General features: G+C 51.4%; 18 protein-coding genes. 11 read left to right on the top strand and 7 right to left on the bottom strand.

From position 1 onward, the window contains the following. Positions 1–13: 13 nt before the first annotated feature. The 7 genes from IAD09_05440 (at position 14) to IAD09_05410 (ending at position 9,009) form a co-directional block, all read left to right on the top strand. Complete coding sequence (locus tag IAD09_05440) at positions 14–2,332, top strand: polysaccharide biosynthesis tyrosine autokinase (GenBank protein HIT81663.1); 2,319 nt, start codon at positions 14–16, stop codon at positions 2,330–2,332. A gap of 163 nt (positions 2,333–2,495) precedes the next feature. Next, on the top strand, positions 2,496–3,941 hold the full coding sequence (locus IAD09_05435) for a hypothetical protein (protein HIT81662.1): 1,446 nt from the start codon (positions 2,496–2,498) through the stop codon (positions 3,939–3,941). Then, entirely contained in the window at positions 3,938–4,978 is a 1,041-nt protein-coding gene (locus IAD09_05430; GenBank protein ID HIT81661.1) for a glycosyltransferase, read from the top strand. The genes IAD09_05435 and IAD09_05430 overlap by 4 nt, the downstream gene beginning before the upstream one ends. A 30-nt stretch (positions 4,979–5,008) precedes the next feature. Next, on the top strand, positions 5,009–6,058 hold the full coding sequence (locus IAD09_05425; protein ID HIT81660.1) for a glycosyltransferase family 4 protein: 1,050 nt from the start codon (positions 5,009–5,011) through the stop codon (positions 6,056–6,058). Positions 6,059–6,248: 190 nt separating this feature from the next. Continuing rightward, positions 6,249–6,944, top strand: coding sequence for a WecB/TagA/CpsF family glycosyltransferase (locus IAD09_05420; protein HIT81659.1), 696 nt, complete (start codon positions 6,249–6,251; stop codon positions 6,942–6,944). 167 nt (positions 6,945–7,111) lie between these two features. Continuing rightward, on the top strand, positions 7,112–7,540 hold the full coding sequence (locus IAD09_05415) for a lipocalin-like domain-containing protein (GenBank protein HIT81658.1): 429 nt from the start codon (positions 7,112–7,114) through the stop codon (positions 7,538–7,540). Positions 7,541–7,545: 5 nt separating this feature from the next. Continuing rightward, positions 7,546–9,009 carry a hypothetical protein gene (locus tag IAD09_05410; GenBank protein HIT81657.1) on the top strand — a complete coding sequence of 488 codons (1,464 nt, stop codon included), beginning with the start codon at positions 7,546–7,548 and terminating at the stop codon, positions 9,007–9,009. 143 nt (positions 9,010–9,152) lie between these two features. Here IAD09_05410 and IAD09_05405 read toward each other — a convergent pair whose 3' ends face one another. Beyond that, positions 9,153–9,416: a type B 50S ribosomal protein L31 gene (locus IAD09_05405; GenBank protein HIT81656.1), complete on the bottom strand. Its 264-nt coding sequence runs from the start codon at positions 9,414–9,416 to the stop codon at positions 9,153–9,155. Between the two features lie 322 nt (positions 9,417–9,738). Between IAD09_05405 and IAD09_05400 the strand changes: the two genes are divergently transcribed. Next, positions 9,739–10,479 carry a hypothetical protein gene (locus IAD09_05400; protein ID HIT81655.1) on the top strand — a complete coding sequence of 247 codons (741 nt, stop codon included), beginning with the start codon at positions 9,739–9,741 and terminating at the stop codon, positions 10,477–10,479. A 100-nt stretch (positions 10,480–10,579) separates the two neighbouring features. On the opposite strand, the gene IAD09_05395 is transcribed toward IAD09_05400, so the two are convergent. Next, positions 10,580–10,939, bottom strand: a complete 360-nt coding sequence (locus IAD09_05395) for a DUF3127 domain-containing protein (GenBank protein HIT81654.1) — start codon at positions 10,937–10,939, stop codon at positions 10,580–10,582. A gap of 192 nt (positions 10,940–11,131) precedes the next feature. Here IAD09_05395 and rsfS point away from each other — a divergent pair, with 192 nt between their 5' ends. From rsfS to IAD09_05380, 3 genes are all read left to right on the top strand, one after another. Beyond that, a complete protein-coding gene (gene rsfS / locus IAD09_05390) occupies positions 11,132–11,491 on the top strand; it encodes a ribosome silencing factor (GenBank protein HIT81653.1) in 360 nt (119 codons plus the stop codon). Between the two features lie 58 nt (positions 11,492–11,549). After that, complete coding sequence (ftsH, locus tag IAD09_05385) at positions 11,550–13,631, top strand: ATP-dependent zinc metalloprotease FtsH (GenBank protein HIT81652.1); 2,082 nt, start codon at positions 11,550–11,552, stop codon at positions 13,629–13,631. 80 nt (positions 13,632–13,711) lie between these two features. Continuing rightward, positions 13,712–14,554 (top strand): phosphatidate cytidylyltransferase, encoded by an 843-nt coding sequence (locus IAD09_05380; GenBank protein ID HIT81651.1) that lies wholly within the window; start codon positions 13,712–13,714, stop codon positions 14,552–14,554. A gap of 342 nt (positions 14,555–14,896) precedes the next feature. Here the strand turns inward: IAD09_05380 and IAD09_05375 are convergent, their stop codons facing one another. From IAD09_05375 to tsaD, 5 genes are all read right to left on the bottom strand, one after another. After that, entirely contained in the window at positions 14,897–15,049 is a 153-nt protein-coding gene (locus IAD09_05375; protein ID HIT81650.1) for a DUF4295 domain-containing protein, read from the bottom strand. A 10-nt stretch (positions 15,050–15,059) separates the two neighbouring features. Continuing rightward, positions 15,060–15,248 carry a 50S ribosomal protein L33 gene (gene rpmG / locus IAD09_05370; protein HIT81649.1) on the bottom strand — a complete coding sequence of 63 codons (189 nt, stop codon included), beginning with the start codon at positions 15,246–15,248 and terminating at the stop codon, positions 15,060–15,062. Positions 15,249–15,266: 18 nt separating this feature from the next. Beyond that, positions 15,267–15,506, bottom strand: coding sequence for a 50S ribosomal protein L28 (locus IAD09_05365; GenBank protein ID HIT81648.1), 240 nt, complete (start codon positions 15,504–15,506; stop codon positions 15,267–15,269). A gap of 144 nt (positions 15,507–15,650) precedes the next feature. After that, the gene (locus tag IAD09_05360; GenBank protein ID HIT81647.1) at positions 15,651–16,892 is read right to left on the bottom strand and encodes a CinA family nicotinamide mononucleotide deamidase-related protein; all 1,242 of its coding nucleotides are present in this window, start codon (positions 16,890–16,892) and stop codon (positions 15,651–15,653) included. A gap of 15 nt (positions 16,893–16,907) precedes the next feature. Continuing rightward, positions 16,908–17,927, bottom strand: coding sequence for a tRNA (adenosine(37)-N6)-threonylcarbamoyltransferase complex transferase subunit TsaD (gene tsaD / locus IAD09_05355; protein HIT81646.1), 1,020 nt, complete (start codon positions 17,925–17,927; stop codon positions 16,908–16,910). Positions 17,928–18,025 lie beyond the last annotated feature (98 nt).

Here is an 18,025-nt window from a genome sequence, read left to right as displayed (position 1 = left end):
ACCCAAGATATTCATGGAAAATTTCGATAAAAACAGTGCACTGATAGACTTCGATTTCTCGGGTCTCATCAAGAAATATCTCAAAAACTGGTATCTGTTTGCCATCTCCATCATCGTCTGCGGAGCCATCACGTTCGCCTACCTTAAAATAAAAAAAGACGTCTACTTGATAAAGGCCGACATACTCATCAGCGAAGAAAGCGGAGGGAACAGCATGCAGACTGCCATGCTGAAAAGTTTCTCCTTTGGCAATCTCGTGGGAGGAGGCGGCAAAGTCGATGACGAAATCAACATGGTATCGGCACACTCCACCCTGCGCAAAGTGGTAAAGGATTTGGGGTTGAACAAGAAACACATACTTCGCCACAGCCTGCTCGAAAAGGAAGAGTTGTATCGGGAATATCCCATCGAAATCTATGCGGCCCCATCGGTCGAAGACACCCTCAGCACCACCATACAATTCAAAGTGCGCATCGACAAAGACGGACACATTGTCATAAAGCCCAGCAAACCTCTCAAAGGCCATAAAGAGGTAAAAAGCGACCGCTTCCCGATGATTGTCCCCACCCGATATGGCAACTTCGTATTCAACAGCACCGAACATTATGTTCCCGGCAAGAAACTGGCTACCAATATTTCTATTTGCAGTTATGACAAAGCTGCCGAGGACGTAAATACCAACACCTTCATCTCCATACCCGAAAGACGTTCCAACCTCATTCACCTCGAAACCCACGAGACCGACATCGACCGGGGTAAAGACCTGCTCAATACCATCATCAGAGTATATAACGAACGTGGTATCGACGAGAAAAACCAAGAGGCCGGCCTCAAAGCCCAATTTATCGACGAACGCGTGGAACTGGTCATGCAAGACTTGACCCAAACCGAGAAACAAATCGAAGAGTACAAGAAGAAAAACAGCCTCACCGACATAGAGACCGAAGCCAAAATCATTCTCGAACAGAACACCACCTTGAAAGAGAAACAAATCGAACTCGAAGCCCAAAATCAAATGGTCGAAATCATCGAAGAGTTCCTCCGTCAAGACAAAAACCGCTATTCGCTAATACCTTTCAACCCCAGCCTCTCCGACGAATCTTCGGCAGCAGCTATTCAACAATACAACGCCTTGGTGTTGAAAAGAATGGAAATAGCTCTTGCCGCCAAGGGCGACAACAAATCATTGGCCGTACTCAACGAGCAAATCGATGCCACCCGTGAAAATGTGCTGAGCACCCTCGACGGAATCAAGGAGAGCTTGAACATCTCGCAAAAGACTCTTCTCGCCCAAGAAGACAAATTCGGCGAACGCATCAAAAACATGCCCACCCAGGAGCGGGAATATATCGACATGCAACGGCAACAGCTCATCAAGCAGGAACTCTTCCTCTTCCTGTTACAAAAACGAGAAGAGAATGCACTGACACAGTCAATGGCCACCCCCAAAGGCTCCATCGTGAACGAAGCCTACAACATGACCGACCCCATCAGCACGCCCAAAATCATCACCCTGCTTATCGGGCTTCTCATCGGAGGCATCATTCCCATCGTCTATCTCTATCTCAAAGATTTGCTACGCATCAAATTTTCAACCCGCAATGAGCTCGAAGCACTTACCTCGCTACCTGTCCTCGGAGAAATTTGCACACACAAGAGCAAAGACCGCATCGTCATTCGGGAAGGAGAGAACAGTTCCATTGCAGAGCTTTTCAGGTTGATACGCAACAACATACAATTCATGCTCAACGGCGAGAGCAAAGAAAAAGTCATACTTGTCACATCGAGCATCAGCGGCGAAGGGAAATCATTTATCAGCAGCAACCTTGCCGTCTCGATGGCTCTGCTGGGCAAGCGGGTCTTGCTCATCGGTATGGACATACGCAACCCGCAACTGGGCACCTATCTCAACCTGCACAGCGCCAAAGGGCTGACCAACTTCCTGGTCGACACCCACACCTCGTTGGCCGACATCACCCTTACCGACGCCATACAGAAGGGTTTGGACATCATCTTGGCGGGTCCTATTCCGCCCAACCCCTCAGAATTGCTGCTCAGCAAACGTGTCGATGAACTGTTCATGCAGCTGCGCGAACGTTATGACTACATCATCATCGACTCGGCTCCGGTGAGCATGGTGGCCGACACATTCAGCCTCACCCGCATCGCCGACACGACCGTGTATGTGTGCCGCGCCAACTACACCAAGAAAGAATATATCCGTTATGTCAACCGCATTGCGGCCGAAAAACGATTGGGGAAAGTCTCGATTATCCTCAACGGCACCGAGGCTCAACAAGGGTACGGCTACGGAAGAAAGGCAAAAGGATAAACGCGGAATTTTCGGTATTATCCCTGTCGCACACTTGTCCGTCCTATTTCTCAAAGGAAAGGGCCGACGACAACGCGGCACACATATACCCTCGACAATATCGCACGCCGATACAAGAGCCGGGGAAACGAGGTTAGCCTAATTTCGGAAAGACAGAACAAGAATGATTACCGACCTGTATACACCCACCGTAAAACGCGACGATTCGGAGAAAGAGCCCTTGCAGCTCTTTCCCCAAGAGTTGTTCTCGGCATTCATTTTCTTGATTACCCTCACTCTTTTGGGATTGGAATGTCCCGTCGCCTACCTGCTGTTGCCGGTCGTGCTTTTCTCTACCTTTTTGCGCAACCGCTACGACTTTCTCATACAATTCACCATTTTGTGCGGTAGCTATGGGTTCTTTGACGAGAGTGAGACATTCCCGTTCAAGTGGATGGACATTGCGCTCCTACTGTCGATAATCACCATTGTGATATACCGTCGCGACAAAACGCTGAACAAGTTGCTGCTCTTTACGGGAGGGTATTTTGCCGTTCTCTTCGCACTGGCCCTGCTAAGTAGCGAGTCACTCATGATACAGATACGCCGCATGCGGGAATACTGGGGTATCATTTACTTCATGTTCCCGCTGCTGATTTTCGCCCGGGAAGATTTCGACATCAAAATTTTCTACCGCAAAATCATCACTTACGCCTATATCATCTGCATCTTCTACATCATCGACGGCCTCATCTTCGGAGGAAATATACTGGTGCCGCGCACCTTTGCCTACTCGGGTTATTACTCGACTTACTACAAGTTTTATTGCTACCCGGGCAGTTTCCCCCGCAAATATCCCCCGGGACTTTACCTGCTGGCCCTGTGCATTTTCCCCGTGATGAAATACTACTCCCTGCAACTCAAACACATCATCGTGTTTCTCCTCGCGCTCATCTCTTGTCGCACTTTCACCATCATAGGCGGTATTCTACTCACACCCCTGTTCTTCACGGGAAGTGTAATGAAAACCTTGAAATACATAGGCATCGGCATTCTCATATTCATTGCCGGCTTCTATGTCGACCGGGCAATCGGCGGCTCTTTGCGCATACAACAGTTGGTCGAGCAATTCGAGGTGTTCAAGAACCCTGATGACCCCGAATTGCTGATTAAATTCGGAACGGGACGAATTGCTCAGATTCTTCCCAAAATCGACCATCTCCTGTCGAGCGGCAAACAATATACCGGATTCGGTTTCTTACATGACGAACTCACGACCAACAACCAGTTTGTTATCACCAACGAATTCTACTCCGACGTCACAAAAAGCGAAGAATCGGTTGCCCGCGTCGAAGTCACACAGATACAGACCATTCTCGATGCCGGACTCATCGGTTTCCTGTTACAAGCCTTTTACTATTTGGCCATCTATTTTTGGGTGCTCAAACCCTTGCCTTGCAGTCGCTCCTATCTCATCGTGCTGGTAAGTATTTCGATTTTCGGCGTTGGTGGTTTTGGCGGACTCATTTCGCACCAAAGTTTGCTGCTACTGGGTCTCGCCACAGGAGCCATACTGCTCGCCGCCAAACAAGAAAATGCCCAACGTGAAACGTCAAATCTCCCGTCATGAAAATCGCACATCTGTTTTACAACCTCAACATAGGCGGGTCAGAGACCATGGTCATCGACATCATGAACCGCCAGGCCGAAAGCGAAGAGGTGGCTTTGGTCATCATCAACAGAGAAAACGACGCACGGCTTCTGCAAACAATCGATTCCCGCATCAAGAAATACATCATCGGTCGGAAACTGGGAGCCAAAAACCCATACCCCTTTTTCCGGCTCAACGCATTGCTCTACCGCCTGAGCCCCGATGTCGTGCACATACACAACCACCACATCATGCCGGCTCTTGTCCGGCTGAAAAAAGCCAGATACTTCTTCACGGCACACACCAATGGCATCGACATTATGCAACAGAAGCGGTTCGACAAGATATTTTCCATCTCGGAATATGTAGCGCAAGACATTCAACAGCGCTATCATCGACCGTCGGAAGTCATATACAACGGCATAAAAACCACCGACATCACGGTCAAGACCGGCAACGAAGAGACGCCCAGGTTCCGCATGGTGCAAATCGGGAGGCAACAAATGCACCAAAAGGGTCAGGACCTCTTATTGAGAGCCCTGCACCTGCTCATACATCGGCACCACCTCACCGATTGGTCGGCCGACCTCATCGGCGACGGGCCCGATACCGACGAGCTGAAACGTCTTGCCTGTGAACTCGGGCTCGAAAACCAGGTGACTTTCTTGGGCGCCCGCGACCGGAAATATATCTACCGGCACCTGCATGAGTACCAACTGCTCGTGCACCCCTCCCGGCAAGAAGGTTTCGGGCTCACCATTGCCGAAGCCGTTTGCGCCGGCGTTCCCGTACTCATACCCGACATACCGGGCCCCATGGAAATCATCGATGGAGGAAAATACGGGACCTCCTTCGAAACGGGAAACGCCGAGATGTGTGCCGAAAAAATAGCCGCAATCATGCAACACTATCCCGAATACTTGGCAAAGACATATCCGGCCCGGGAATTCGCCCTTAGCCATTTCGACATCGCCGCCACGGCACAGAATTACATCAAAGCCTACCAAACTCCCTGACACACCATAACTACCCTACACCTTCCTACCATGATTCCCAATACCATAGCAAAACACATCTTGACGATGGGCGTCGACTACCACAATCCCAAAGGGGGAATCGCACAAGTGCTGCATGCCTACGCCCAGATTTTCGAGACCTTCCGGTTTATCCCGACCAGCAACAGCAAGCATTTTCTGGCAAGGCAACTCACGGGATTGTCGGCCGCCGTGAAACTCTTCGTCTTACTCCTGCGGAAGCAGGTCAAAATCGTGCATCTTCACTGCGCCAGCGGGAAATCGTTTTACCGCAAAAGCCTTTATATTTCCATTTGCCGGCTTTTCGACGTGAAGATTCTCTGCCACATGCACAGCGGACACTTCGTCCACTTCATCAACACCTGCCCGAAGTTTATCCGGCGCACCCTTCTCAAATGCGATTCGCTCATCGTGCTGAGTGAATCCTGGAAAGATTTTTATCACAATCTCGGCTGTCCCCACATCGACATCATCGACAACATCATACTGCCCCCGCAAAAGGTGGGCGAAAAAAAAGACGACGGGCTGCTGCATCTCGTGTTCCTGGGAAACCTCACCCGACCAAAAGGGTTCTATGATTTGTTGCAGGCTTTGGGCAAACACAAAGACTCATTATCGGGAAAAGTAAAGTTACATATCGGCGGTCTGGGCGACATGCAAGCCTTCGAGCAAGAAACCGAGCGATGGCAAATTGCCGACATGCTCGACTATCACGGGTTCGTGGCAGGCGAAGAAAAATGCCGGTTGTTCACGTTCGGAGATGTATATGTGCTCCCCTCCTATTTCGAGGGAATGCCCATATCGATTCTCGAAGCCATGTCATACGGCATGCCCACATTGGCCTCCCGCGTCGGGTCGATACCCGAAATCATCGCCGAGGGAGTGACCGGCCGGCTAATCGACGCCGGAGACATCGATGGTATTGCCACTGCGATACAATGGTTTATCGACCACCCCGAAGCACGCGCCACGATGTCTCACGCAGCCGAAGAAATGAGCAAGAAATATTTCCCTGAAAACATCGAACGCGAACTGACCGAACTCTATTCCCGCTACCTGTAACCGCGGTCGGCAGTGTTTTTCAACATGTAATGACTATGCAACAAAAAAGCAAGAAAGCAGAAGTTGCCATTGACATTTTTCCTACTGTCGATCTTGCATCACCGAAACAATTTTGTTACCTTTGGAAATATGAAACGGAGCTCTTGCTCCGTGGACTTTTTACCATAAAAACACACTGAGAAACAAACGAATGGAAAAATTTTCGATGAACGGAATAGAGGTATATCCTTTCGTTTCCGAAGAACAACTCATAACTCACGCCGACAACCACAAAGGCATTTTAGTAGCCGTCAATGCCGAGAAAGTCGTCAAAGCCTCTGACCGCCTGAAACAAATCATCAACAGCAACATCGGCTACTGCGACGGAATGGGAGCCGTAAAGGCTGCGCAGAAAAAAGGATTTGAAAAGGCCGTCAGACTTCCCGGCTGTGAATTGTGGCTGAAAATCATCGCCGCCCACCCGTCGGCAACCATCTACCTAATAGGCTCGACCGACGAAGTCATCGAGGCCACCGTCGGCAAATTGCGAAAAGACTTCCCCGCCATAAACATCGCCGGATACCGCAACGGCTTTTTCAAAGACGACGCCGAAAAAGCCCAGTTACTCGACCTCATCGCGGAGAAGAAACCCGACTACATATTCGTGGCGATGGGCTCTCCGCGCCAGGAATATCTCATGGAAGAGATGCTGAACGTGCACAAGGCCGTCTATCAAGGCTTGGGCGGTAGTTTTGACTTGTATGTGGGCCACTTCAAACGGGCTCCGAAACTGCTGCAACGCATCAACTGCGAATGGCTGTGGCGGTTTATCGCCCAACCGGCCCGCATCACCCGCATCGGGCCGTATGTGAGATTTGCCCTGCGCCTCTACACCAACCGTTTGTAATTCTTCACGACCACCGCATGAGGGACATTCGCCGCAGGAATGCAACGATTCTGCACCGAAGTATAGAAACATATCATTACCTTTGCAGCGACTCATGTTTTTCGTGCCTCACGGGGTGAACCACTTCTCCCCAGAAAACACCGGGCACACAAATAACGAAGTGTGATATGAAATTTGACAAACAGCTCACCTCCTACATTTTGTTTATACTGGGTGCGCTCTTGCTGATACTCGGGTTGTCGAGTTGCCAAAAAAGCGAAGAAGACAAACTCTACGGCCGTTGGCAATTCCGGGATTGTGAATATCCGACAGGAGAGACCTTTACCAACGACTCCATTTATTACTGTTTCGACCGTGGCGTGTTTGAATTGCAAAAGCGCAACGTCGGCAACGGCAGCAACCGGCTGTTCGGGCTATACACCGTTGCGGGCGATTCCCTGTCGATAACCTTCCCCTCGGTCAGCCAGTTCAACCTCAAAGAGGCTCCCTATCACTTCGGCGGGAAAAGCGAAAAGCGATTCCGCATCGACGAGGTCTCACGCCGCAATCTCACCTTGTCGTGCCGTGACACCCTGTACTTCTTCCATAAATTTTAGTCGCCATGACACGGTTCCGTTCTTTCCTTCTCGCGCTGACCCTGGCTTTCGCCTTCCACCCGCTTTGCGGACAGCCTCAAAAGATAAAACTCGATTACAGTGTCGAAGCCAACATCATAGCCGGCGGTGGCGAATACACCCCGTTCTACCTCATGAACAACCGGGGCGGGACCGTATCGTTCACGCCCAATACCGGTTATCTGCGGGCTGCGGTCATTCAGGACATCGACACCTCACGCCGTTTCTCCTATGGATTCGGACTCGACGCCATGACCTCCTACAACGACGACATACCGGGTTATGTGCAACAGGCTTATGCCGAGTTGCGGTTTCTGGCACTCGGCCTCATGGTGGGCAGCAAGGAAGAATATTCCCTGCTGTGGGACAAGGCATTGAGCAGCGGCGGTTGGGTGTGGAGCGGAAACAGCCGCCCCATACCTCAGGTGCGTGTGGGGATTCCCGACTTTGTCAATTTCCCGTGGACCCACGGAACGGTACAAATCAAGGGAGAACTCGCCTACGGACGCTTCGTCGATGACAAATACCAATACCAGACACACGGAGCCGGCCAAAACTACACCCGGGGACTGCTCTACCACCGCAAGTACCTGTTGTTACGTTTCGGGAAAACGAGTAAACGTTACTACGGCATCGTGGGCATCGACATGGCCGCCCAGTTCGGCGGAAAAACATATAGAAATAATAAGATAATCTGTGATTTCCCCGATGACATCATACAATATTTCAAGGTATTCGTGCCGCTGGCCGGAGGTGAAGATTCCCCCGGCATCGACCAGGTGAATGTAACGGGCAACCACCTCGGCTCCTACCTTTTTGCCGTGGGTACCCGACAAAAGAACTGGGAGGGACGCATCTACCACGAACACCCGTTCGACGACCACTCGGGCATGATATTCCGCAACAAGTTCGACGGTCTTTGGGGCATCGAGTACCGCAGCAAACAAGCCTATCCCATTGTAGGTGGCGTGGTGGTGGAGTTTCTCGAAACCCGCGACCAAAGCGGGCCTTTCCTGTATGACAAGACACAACAGATACCTATACAGGTAAGTGCCGGCGACTGGTATTATGGGCATGCCGTCTACAACGGCTGGGTACACCGCGGCCACACGATAGGCAATCCGCTCCTGCTCTCGCCCGGCTACAACGGCGACGGCTACCTGGGATTCAAGAGCTCCCGTGTAGAAGCACTGCACATCGGCATCGACGGGTACATAACCCGAGAGTTCAACTACCGTTTCTTGGCCTCCCTGCAACGAGGTTGGGGTAACCAATATGTTCCCTATGTAAAAATGGAAAAAGGATTCTCGGGATTGCTCGAAGTCCATTATGCGCCAAAGGCATTGAAGGGTTGGCGATTTGGTCTCAGTGCGGCAGCCGACGGCGGGACATTGGTCGGCAACAACTGGGCCTTGCAAATCGGGGTACGCAAGTCGGGGCGCCTGTTCTGAAAAAGAGCCCCCGGTCTACCCCGGCAACATTTCACTCCCCCAAGAAGCGGACACACGCTTTCTCATCAAAGGCCAACAATGAAAAACGAAGCGGGGCGAAACTTTTCGGTTTCGCCCCGCTTCGTTTTTATGGTAAGAACAGATTATTTCTTTTTGTTCTGCATGTGTTTTGCATAACGGCTCATAAACTTGTCTACGCGACCAGCCGTGTCGACCAGTTTCTGTTTACCGGTGAAGAAGGGGTGTGAAGAACTGGTGATTTCAAGTTTTACCAACGGATAGGTTACACCGTCAATCTCGATAGTGTCTTTGGCAGCTACCGTGGAACGGGTAATAAAAATCTCATCGTTCGACATGTCTTTGAATACTACCGGACGATAATTCTCGGGGTGAATTCCTTTTTTCATTGTATATCTTTTTATATATTTACAAATCAAAGCACGGTGGTAAAACGTGCGTATTTTTTATAATGGCTTGCAAATGTACGCATAACTTTTGATTTACAAAAATATTTTTCTTCTTTTTACAGAAAAGCCGCCACCCATGTATTGATACTATTGCTTTGGCAAGCCGTAGAACCGACATGTCGAAAGGCTTTAAAAAGAAAACACCACCGGCCACACGAATTTGTTTCGGTACCACTTTTGTATTACCTTTGTATATGATTTCAGGGGGTTAAGTGTGTCGATAACATATCTTTGCCCCACGCCAAAACCAAACGACTATCTCATGAAATGGTTTCATAAAGAGAAAGAAGCCGGCCGGCTGTTTTACCATACCGACCTGCACGCGCACATATTACCCGGCATCGATGACGGGTCGCCCGACCCCGAATCGTCGGTAGCTCTTGCCCGTGCCCTGCAATCCTGGGGCATAAGCCGCATCTTTGTCACCCCGCACGTCATCGACGAGATTTATGAAAACACCCGCGAGAGCATCGATGCCGCCTACAACATTCTCCAAGAAAAATTGAGACAGGAGGGTATCGACCTCGAAATGCGATACTCGGCCGAGTACCGCATGGACCAGCATTTCAAGACACTGCTCCAAGAAGGCGTATCGGCCTTTATTCCGCTGCCGGGGCAGCGCCTTCTGGTCGAAAACTCGTTCATGCAGGCGCCCATCGACCTCGACGAAATCCTTTTCCAGCTCATGCTCAAAGGGTTCCAACCCGTCTTGGCACACCCCGAACGGTACCGCTATTACCACGCCGACAAAGCCGTCTATCAACACCTGCACAACAACGGGTGCCACTTCCAGGTGAATATTCTCTCGCTGGCCGGCTACTACGGCAAAGGTGCCAAAGAGGTGGCGTGGTGGCTGTGCAAGAACGGCATGATCGAATTTTTGGGCAGCGACCTGCACAACATAGAGCAGGCAAACGCCCTCAGTGCATGGCTGTCGACCAAAGAATATCAGAAGCTCGCCCCGATGCTGCCCGACCTGCAAAACGACCTGTTGGCCGAATAGTTCAGGCCCGACAACCGCCGAAACCGGGCACCATCGACTCAAAAAAACGCCTCTCCGACATCATGCGGAGAGGCGTTTTTTGCTGCCGCGAGCAAACGCATCAGAAGGGCATATCGCTCGTCGAGTCATCGGGCGCAAAATCGACAGGTGGCGGAGGCACGATGTCGCCGCCTGCGGCCGGTGCCGCCGGCTGGGCCTTCTCGACCTTCCAAGCCCTCACATCGGTGTACCAACGGCCTTTTGCCTCCCGACTTTCGAGGTCGAAACTGACAATAACCTCCTCGCCCACCGACAAAGGATATTGCTCGATGCGATTCCCGCTCAACTGGAAACATACCTTACGCGGATACTGCTCCTGGGTTTCCAAGATATATTCTTGCTTTTTCCACTCTTTTCCACTCACCTGGCCGATGCCGCTCTGCAACGGCATGACTTGAATGATACGGCCTTTCAGTTCCATACGAAATAAGAATTAAATGATTTATGTGAGGCAAAGGTAACAATATTTTACAGAGATATACCGGCTGTTTCCTTAAAAAGATAAACAAAGAGATAGAATATATCTAAAAATCTCGATTAAATCGGCGAAAGATATTCACAGTTTGGAAATTCGATTTATCTTTGCAAATAAAGAATTTGCATAATTATTTACATGGAAGAAAACCAAAATTTGATACAAACCATCATCGAAGGAATCCAAGAAAAAAAAGGCAAACAAATCGTTACCGTCGACCTGACGAACATCGACTCCGCATCGGCCCAGTATTTCATCATCTGCCAAGGCGGCTCACCCGCACAAGTGGCAGCCATCGCCGACTCGGTGAGAGAAACGACACTCGAAAAAATCGGAGTGAAACCGTTCAACTACGACGGCTACAAAAACTCGCAGTGGATTGTCATCGATTACGGGCACATATATGTGCATGTGTTCCAGCCCGAACCCCGCCGCTTCTACAACCTCGAAGGATTGTGGAACGATGCCAAATTGTCAGCACTGCCCGACGTGGAATGATTTTTGTCTTGAAATAAGCAAAACGACATTTTAACCCAACCCCCACACACACTTTTTTATGGGAAACAACAACCCCCAAGGAGGAAATAAAAAGACATTCCGGTTTAACCTCTACTGGATGTATGCCATCATAGCTCTCTCTCTCATAGGTGTCTATTACATGAACGACGGCTCATCGTCGAAAGAGGTCACCTGGTCGGAGTTTGAGCAAATCGCCCGCGAAGGAGGCATCAAGCAAATCACCGTCTACACCAATAAAGACTACCTCGAAGCCTTCCTCTCCGACACGACGGCACAAAAGGTATTCGGTACAAAAGACACCCAGAAACTGGGTCGTACCCCCAAACTGTATGTGAACATACCCGATGCCGCCACCTTCAACCAGGAGGTGAGCAAATGGAAGGAAGAGACGGGATTCAACACGCAAATCAGGTATGAAAAGAGCAGCGACTTCGGCGACATGTTCTGGTCGTTCGGTCCCATCATCTTGCTGTTTGTCTTCTGGTTCATCATCATGCGCCGCATGTCGGGCGGCGGTGGCGGTGGCGGCGGAGGAGTCTTCAACGTAGGCAAAGCCAAAGCCCAACTCTTCGACAAGGAAGGAGCGACCAAAGTCTCATTCAAAGATGTGGCCGGGCTCTCCGAAGCCAAACAGGAAGTCGAAGAAATCGTCGAATTCCTGCGCAACCCCAAACGCTACAACGAACTGGGAGGAAAAATTCCCAAGGGAGCCTTGCTGGTAGGGCCTCCGGGAACGGGAAAGACCTTGCTGGCCAAGGCTGTGGCCGGAGAAGCCAACGTACCGTTCTTCTCGATGTCGGGTTCGGACTTCGTCGAGATGTTTGTCGGCGTGGGCGCATCACGGGTGCGCGACCTCTTCCGCCAAGCCAAAGAAAAAGCCCCTTGCATCATCTTCATCGACGAAATCGATGCCGTGGGACGTGCCCGCGGCCGCAATCCGAACATGGGCTCGAACGACGAACGGGAAAACACCCTGAACCAACTCCTGACCGAGATGGACGGTTTTGGCACCAACAGCGGCATCATCGTGCTGGCAGCCACCAACCGGGCCGACATTCTCGACAAAGCCCTGCTGCGTGCCGGACGTTTCGACCGCCAAATCTATGTCGAACTGCCCGACCTGAACGACCGGAAAGAGATATTCAAAGTGCACCTGCGCGGCGTAAAAATCGACAACTCGGTCGACATCGACCTGCTCGCCCGCCAAACTCCCGGATTCTCGGGAGCCGACATCGCCAACGTGTGCAACGAGGCCGCCCTCATCGCCGCCCGCAAGCACAAGCAATGGGTTCAGAAACAAGACTTCATGGACGCCGTGGACCGCATCATCGGCGGACTCGAAAAACGGACAAAAATCACCACGGCCGAAGAGAAACGCGCCATCGCCATACACGAGGCCGGCCATGCTTCCCTGAGCTGGTTCCTGCAATATGCCAACCCCTTGGTAAAAGTGACCATCGTCCCTCGCGGAAAAGCGCTCGGTGCCGCCTGGTACCTGCCCGAGGAACGGCAAATCACCCCCAAAGAGGCCATGCTCGACGAGATGTGCGCCACATTGGGCGGTCGCGCCGCCGAAGAATTGTTCATCGGCCGCATCTCAACCGGTGCCGCCAACGACCTCGAACGGGTGACCAAGCAAGCCTATGCCATCGTTGCCTACTTCGGCATGAGCAACGAACTGCCCAACCTCTCCTACTACGACTCCACCGGCCAAGAATATGGCTTCACCAAACCATATAGCGAAGAGACCGCCCGCATCATCGACAAAGAGGTGAGCCGCATCATCAACGAGCAATACGAGCGAGCCAAGAAAATTCTGCTCGAACATGCCGACGGCCACGCCCGACTGGCGCAGGTACTCATCGAACGCGAAGTCATCTTCACCGAGGACGTAGAGCAGATTTTCGGCAAACGGCCGTGGGCTTCGCGCAGCGAAGAGATTCTCAAAGTGAACGAAGAGGCTCAAAAAGCCATCGAAGAAAAGAACAAGGAAGCACAAGAGAAAGAAGAGGAATCTTCTGCTTCGGCAACGAAAGCCGACAACGGCTATGCCGCAGACAGCCACACCGAAACGAAAGCCGAAGACACGACTCTTCCCGAAGAAGACAAAGCACAGTAACCACCTCTACCGCAGCACGCCCATGTATGGCGTGCTGCGGTAGTTTTTATATCATCGTCAAACCCACAAAACAAGGTACCATGAAAAATCTCATTACCCGCACCATTACCGGAGTTTTGTTTGTCGCCGTCATTTTAGGCGCGACATGGTTCAGTCAAGTATCGTTCAGAGGGCTCATTCTCATCACCACAATCCTCTGCCTGCTCGAATTTTACCGTCTTGTCAACGGGAATGTCTCCCGCTGGACCCTATACGCCGACATATTGGGCGGCACCTATTTGGTTGGCTTACTCTTTCTCCTGCCCAACATGCAGCCCGGGATACCGGGCATCTACCTGTTCAGCCCTTACATCATCTACCTGCTCTACACATTCATCGTGCGGCTCTACCTCAAAGAAGAGAACCCCATAAAATCGCTGAGCCTCTCGCTGATGGGACAGATTTATGTGGCATTGCCTTTGGGTCTGCTCAGCTACATCGCCTACCCGCCCCTCGAACCGCAATATCTCCTGATGCCCTACAACGCGCTGATGGTCATCGCCTTCTTCACGTTTATATGGCTCAACGACACCGGGGCTTACGTCGTGGGAAGCCTGCTCGGCAAACACCGTCTCTTTGAGCGCATCTCGCCCAAGAAATCCTGGGAAGGATTTATCGGGGGTGTAATTTTCACTTTGGCAGCCGGTTGGGTATGGTCGACCCAATGCTCATTCCTCAGCTTGTCGCAATGGATAGGTCTGAGTGCCGTTGTCGCCATCTTCTCGACATGGGGCGACCTGTGCGAGTCGTTGCTGAAACGGACGTTGAAAGTAAAAGACTCGGGGCAAATACTGCCCGGCCACGGCGGACTGCTCGACCGGCTCGACAGCGTACTCCTCGCCACTCCGGCCGCAGTCATCTACCTCTATTTGTTCGTAGCCTGATTATTTTCGGTTGGGAAAATAAGAATCGGATATGCCCCGACAACCGTCGCGCGCCTATCCGATTTTTTATTTATCCGGCAAATGATATTCAAAGAAAGAGGGGTTGCAATATGCGTCTCCACAAAGAATGAGACACTCATAAACGCCTCTCACATCGATTGCGGTTTTGCTATATGAGCCCCATGGGGAAGCTATCATGGGCTCTTGATTGTGGATTTCAGACCTCATCAGCGACCACGACAGGGTAGTAAATAGCCGGAAGCCCCCCTCTCACTTCCACAAGATAACAGAAAAGGCAGCGCGATTGCGCTGCCTTTTCTCTGTAACTATCGAGAGTCTCTCTTATTTGGCGAGAGCTTCGTTTACTTTGTCATTGGGCACCATTTCTTCTTGGAACACATAGGCTCCGGTCTTGGGCGATTTCACAACTTTAATCACCTTAGAATAGGTACGGCCCTCACCTTTTTGAAGCGATGCGACGGTTTTCTTTGCCATGGGTCCTTAATTATTTGATTTCTTTGTGAATGGTTACTCTTCTCAAAATGGGGTTGTATTTTTTCAACTCCAAACGCTCAGTGGTGTTTTTTCTGTTTTTGGTGGTAATATAACGCGACATGCCGGGCAGACCACTATTTTTCTGTTCGGTGCATTCGAGAATTACTTGTACTCTATTACCTTTTGCTTTCTTTGCCATGTTCAGGTCCTCTTATATTTAAGCGTTCAAATAACCTTTGCTGGCTGCCTGTTTGAGGGCTGCGTCCAAACCGATTTTGTTGATGGTGCGGAGACCGGCAGCTGAAATACGCAAGTTGATCCAGCAATCTTGTTCTACCCAATAGAACTTCTTCGTAAATAAGTTGACGTTAAATCTTCTTTTGGTACGTCTTTTCGAGTGGGATACATTGTTGCCAACCATGGCTTTTTTTCCCGTAATTTGACAAATCTTCGACATCTCTGTATCTATTTTTATTATTTCCGAGGGGTGTTTACAAAACAGAGTGCAAAGTAAGCGATTTTGAAAATACCCTCCAAATTTTATTCGTAAATTCTTTCAAATAAATTGTTTTTCTCCCACGAAACGAGCCCTCGCACCTCGTCAGGGGTGGAGCAAATCGACCATGTGCAGCAGGGCCGTATGCGTGAAACGCTCGATGTTGCGTTCGCGCTGGGTACCGGCCGTTATCCGGGTCGAAACGACCTTGTCGCCGCAGGCCACAGCCAATGCCAAGGTTCCCACGGGCTTTCCCGGGGTGGCGCCGTCGGGGCCGGCAATACCCGATGTGGCTATGGCACAATCGGTATGCAACAGACGTTGTACCCCCCGGGCCATCTCTTCGACAACCTGACGGCTCACCACGCCATATTGCTCAATGGTTCGCGGCGAGACTCCCAGCAACGACTCCTTCACCTCATTGGCATAAGAGACGACACTGCCCTTGTAATAGGCCGAAGAACCGGGAACCAACGTTATCTCGTGGGCGATGTTGCCGCCGGTGCAGCTCTCGGCCGTGGCGATGGTCAGGTTCCGTTCCTGCAAGATAAGCCCCAATGCACCGGCCAAAGAGGCATCTTCCTTGCAAAAGACATGGCTTCCCAGTATGGCCAGGAGTTTCTGGAATTGCGCGTCGAGAAGGGTGGCTACTTCCTTATCGTCACCGCCAGTCGCCGTAAGGCGCAGCCGTATGACCCCGGGTTTGGGGAGGTAGGCCAAATGCACCGTTTCGGGCAATTCGTTCTCAAAATCGGTGAGGACAATCGCCAAACCCGACTCGGTGTACCCTTTTACCAAACAGGTGGCGTGATGCACCGAGGCATGGTCGCAGAACCGTTCTCTCAGGCGCGACAACACGCCATGAGTGACGGCATACTGCATCTCCGAGGGAACCCCGGGCATCGAGACCAGCACCTTGTCGTCGCGGTCGAACCACATGACGGGAGCCGTCCCCACAGGATTGTATATCACCGTGCAAGCATCGGGCACCCATGCCTGGTCACGAGTCAAGGCATTCATCGTGAAACCCTTGTGTGCAAACCGTTCGTCGTTCATGGCCTGCACCTTTTCGTCGCGGTGCATGGCACAGCCGTAAAGTTCACAGAGGGTCTTTTTGGTAATATCGTCTTTGGTCGGGCCCAGTCCGCCGGTCATCAACACGACCGATACCCGGGAAAAGGCCGCCGACACGGCTTGTTTTATTTCGTCACCGCGGTCGCGCACCAAGGTAACCCGGGTCAGTTCCCAACCCACATGGTTGAGCTGACGAGCAATCCACCCCGAGTTGGTATCGGTTACTTGACCGATAAGCAGCTCGTCGCCGATGGCAATCACTTCTACATGCATGGCATCTTCTGTTTTTCACAGCTCCACCCGGGCGAAAGGAGGCAGGTCGATGGAGCAAAAATCCTTGTCGATATATTTGTAGTAACCGGTAATGGCCACCATGGCGGCATTGTCGGTCGTAAATGAGAAGCGAGGCAGATAGACGTTCCACCCATAACGCGCGGCATGGTCCTGGAAAGCGCCTCTGACCGCCGAATTGGCCGAAACGCCTCCGGCAACGGCGACCTCCTTGATGCCGGTATCCTTGACGGCCCGACGCAGCTTGTCCATCAAAATGTCCACGATGGTTGTCTGCAACGAGGCACACAAATCATTCTTGCGCTGCTCGACAAAATCGGGGTTATTCTTCAACTCATCGCGCAGGAGGTAGAGAAACGAGGTTTTGAGCCCACTGAAACTGTAATCATATCCCGGGATATGGGGCTTGCTGAAATGGAAGGCTTTCGGGTCACCCTCCTTGGCCAGGCGGTCGACCACAGGGCCACCGGGATAGCCGAGTCCCATCACCTTGGCACACTTGTCGAATGCCTCGCCGGCAGCGTCGTCGATGGTCTGTCCCAAAACGGTCATCTGTTTATAGCTGTCGACCCGAATGATTTGCGAATTGCCGCCCGAGACCAACAGACAGATAAAGGGGAACGCCGGGTGACGGTTTTCCTCTCCCTCGACGTCGATGAAATGGGCCATGACATGGGCCTGCAAGTGATTGACGTCGATGAGCGGAATGTCGAGGGCCGAAGCAAACCCCTTGGCAAAGGAGGTTCCTACCAACAACGACCCCATGAGACCGGGGCCACGCGTGAAGGCCAAGGCATCGAGCGACGACTTGTCGATTCCCGCCCGGCGAATCGCTTCGGATACCACGGGGATTATATTTTGCTGATGGGCACGCGACGCCAACTCGGGAACCACTCCGCCGAATGCCTCGTGCACGGCTTGCGAGGCGATGACGTTTGACAACATCACTCCGTCGCGGATAACGGCAGCCGAGGTATCATCGCACGATGATTCTATGCCTAAAACGGTAATACTCATACGCTATTTTTTTGTGAGGCGAAATTACACAATAAAAAAGAATTATATACTTATTTATTCTGCGAAAAATCATAAATTTGTCCTTGATTGGTGTATGA

The sequence above is a fragment of the Candidatus Caccoplasma merdavium genome, from assembly GCA_018715595.1.
Taxonomy (GTDB): Bacteria; Bacteroidota; Bacteroidia; order Bacteroidales; family UBA11471; genus Caccoplasma; species Caccoplasma merdavium.
This window is presented reverse-complemented; position numbering and strand designations above follow the sequence as displayed.

What these genes read in the sequence shown, in the direction of transcription:
- IAD09_05415 (HIT81658.1), top strand. Translation starts at nt 7,112, where the DNA reads ATGAAATTTGACAAACAGCTCACCTCCTACATTTTGTTTATACTGGGT.
- IAD09_05420 (HIT81659.1), top strand. Translation starts at nt 6,249, where the DNA reads ATGGAAAAATTTTCGATGAACGGAATAGAGGTATATCCTTTCGTTTCC.
- tsaD (HIT81646.1), bottom strand. Translation starts at nt 17,927, where the DNA reads ATGAGTATTACCGTTTTAGGCATAGAATCATCGTGCGATGATACCTCG.
- IAD09_05365 (HIT81648.1), bottom strand. Translation starts at nt 15,506, where the DNA reads ATGTCGAAGATTTGTCAAATTACGGGAAAAAAAGCCATGGTTGGCAAC.
- IAD09_05380 (HIT81651.1), top strand. Translation starts at nt 13,712, where the DNA reads ATGAAAAATCTCATTACCCGCACCATTACCGGAGTTTTGTTTGTCGCC.
- rsfS (HIT81653.1), top strand. Translation starts at nt 11,132, where the DNA reads ATGGAAGAAAACCAAAATTTGATACAAACCATCATCGAAGGAATCCAA.
- ftsH (HIT81652.1), top strand. Translation starts at nt 11,550, where the DNA reads ATGGGAAACAACAACCCCCAAGGAGGAAATAAAAAGACATTCCGGTTT.
- IAD09_05410 (HIT81657.1), top strand. Translation starts at nt 7,546, where the DNA reads ATGACACGGTTCCGTTCTTTCCTTCTCGCGCTGACCCTGGCTTTCGCC.
- IAD09_05360 (HIT81647.1), bottom strand. Translation starts at nt 16,892, where the DNA reads ATGCATGTAGAAGTGATTGCCATCGGCGACGAGCTGCTTATCGGTCAA.
- IAD09_05395 (HIT81654.1), bottom strand. Translation starts at nt 10,939, where the DNA reads ATGGAACTGAAAGGCCGTATCATTCAAGTCATGCCGTTGCAGAGCGGC.
- rpmG (HIT81649.1), bottom strand. Translation starts at nt 15,248, where the DNA reads ATGGCAAAGAAAGCAAAAGGTAATAGAGTACAAGTAATTCTCGAATGC.
- IAD09_05435 (HIT81662.1), top strand. Translation starts at nt 2,496, where the DNA reads ATGATTACCGACCTGTATACACCCACCGTAAAACGCGACGATTCGGAG.
- IAD09_05400 (HIT81655.1), top strand. Translation starts at nt 9,739, where the DNA reads ATGAAATGGTTTCATAAAGAGAAAGAAGCCGGCCGGCTGTTTTACCAT.
- IAD09_05405 (HIT81656.1), bottom strand. Translation starts at nt 9,416, where the DNA reads ATGAAAAAAGGAATTCACCCCGAGAATTATCGTCCGGTAGTATTCAAA.
- IAD09_05430 (HIT81661.1), top strand. Translation starts at nt 3,938, where the DNA reads ATGAAAATCGCACATCTGTTTTACAACCTCAACATAGGCGGGTCAGAG.
- IAD09_05440 (HIT81663.1), top strand. Translation starts at nt 14, where the DNA reads ATGGAAAATTTCGATAAAAACAGTGCACTGATAGACTTCGATTTCTCG.
- IAD09_05425 (HIT81660.1), top strand. Translation starts at nt 5,009, where the DNA reads ATGATTCCCAATACCATAGCAAAACACATCTTGACGATGGGCGTCGAC.
- IAD09_05375 (HIT81650.1), bottom strand. Translation starts at nt 15,049, where the DNA reads ATGGCAAAGAAAACCGTCGCATCGCTTCAAAAAGGTGAGGGCCGTACC.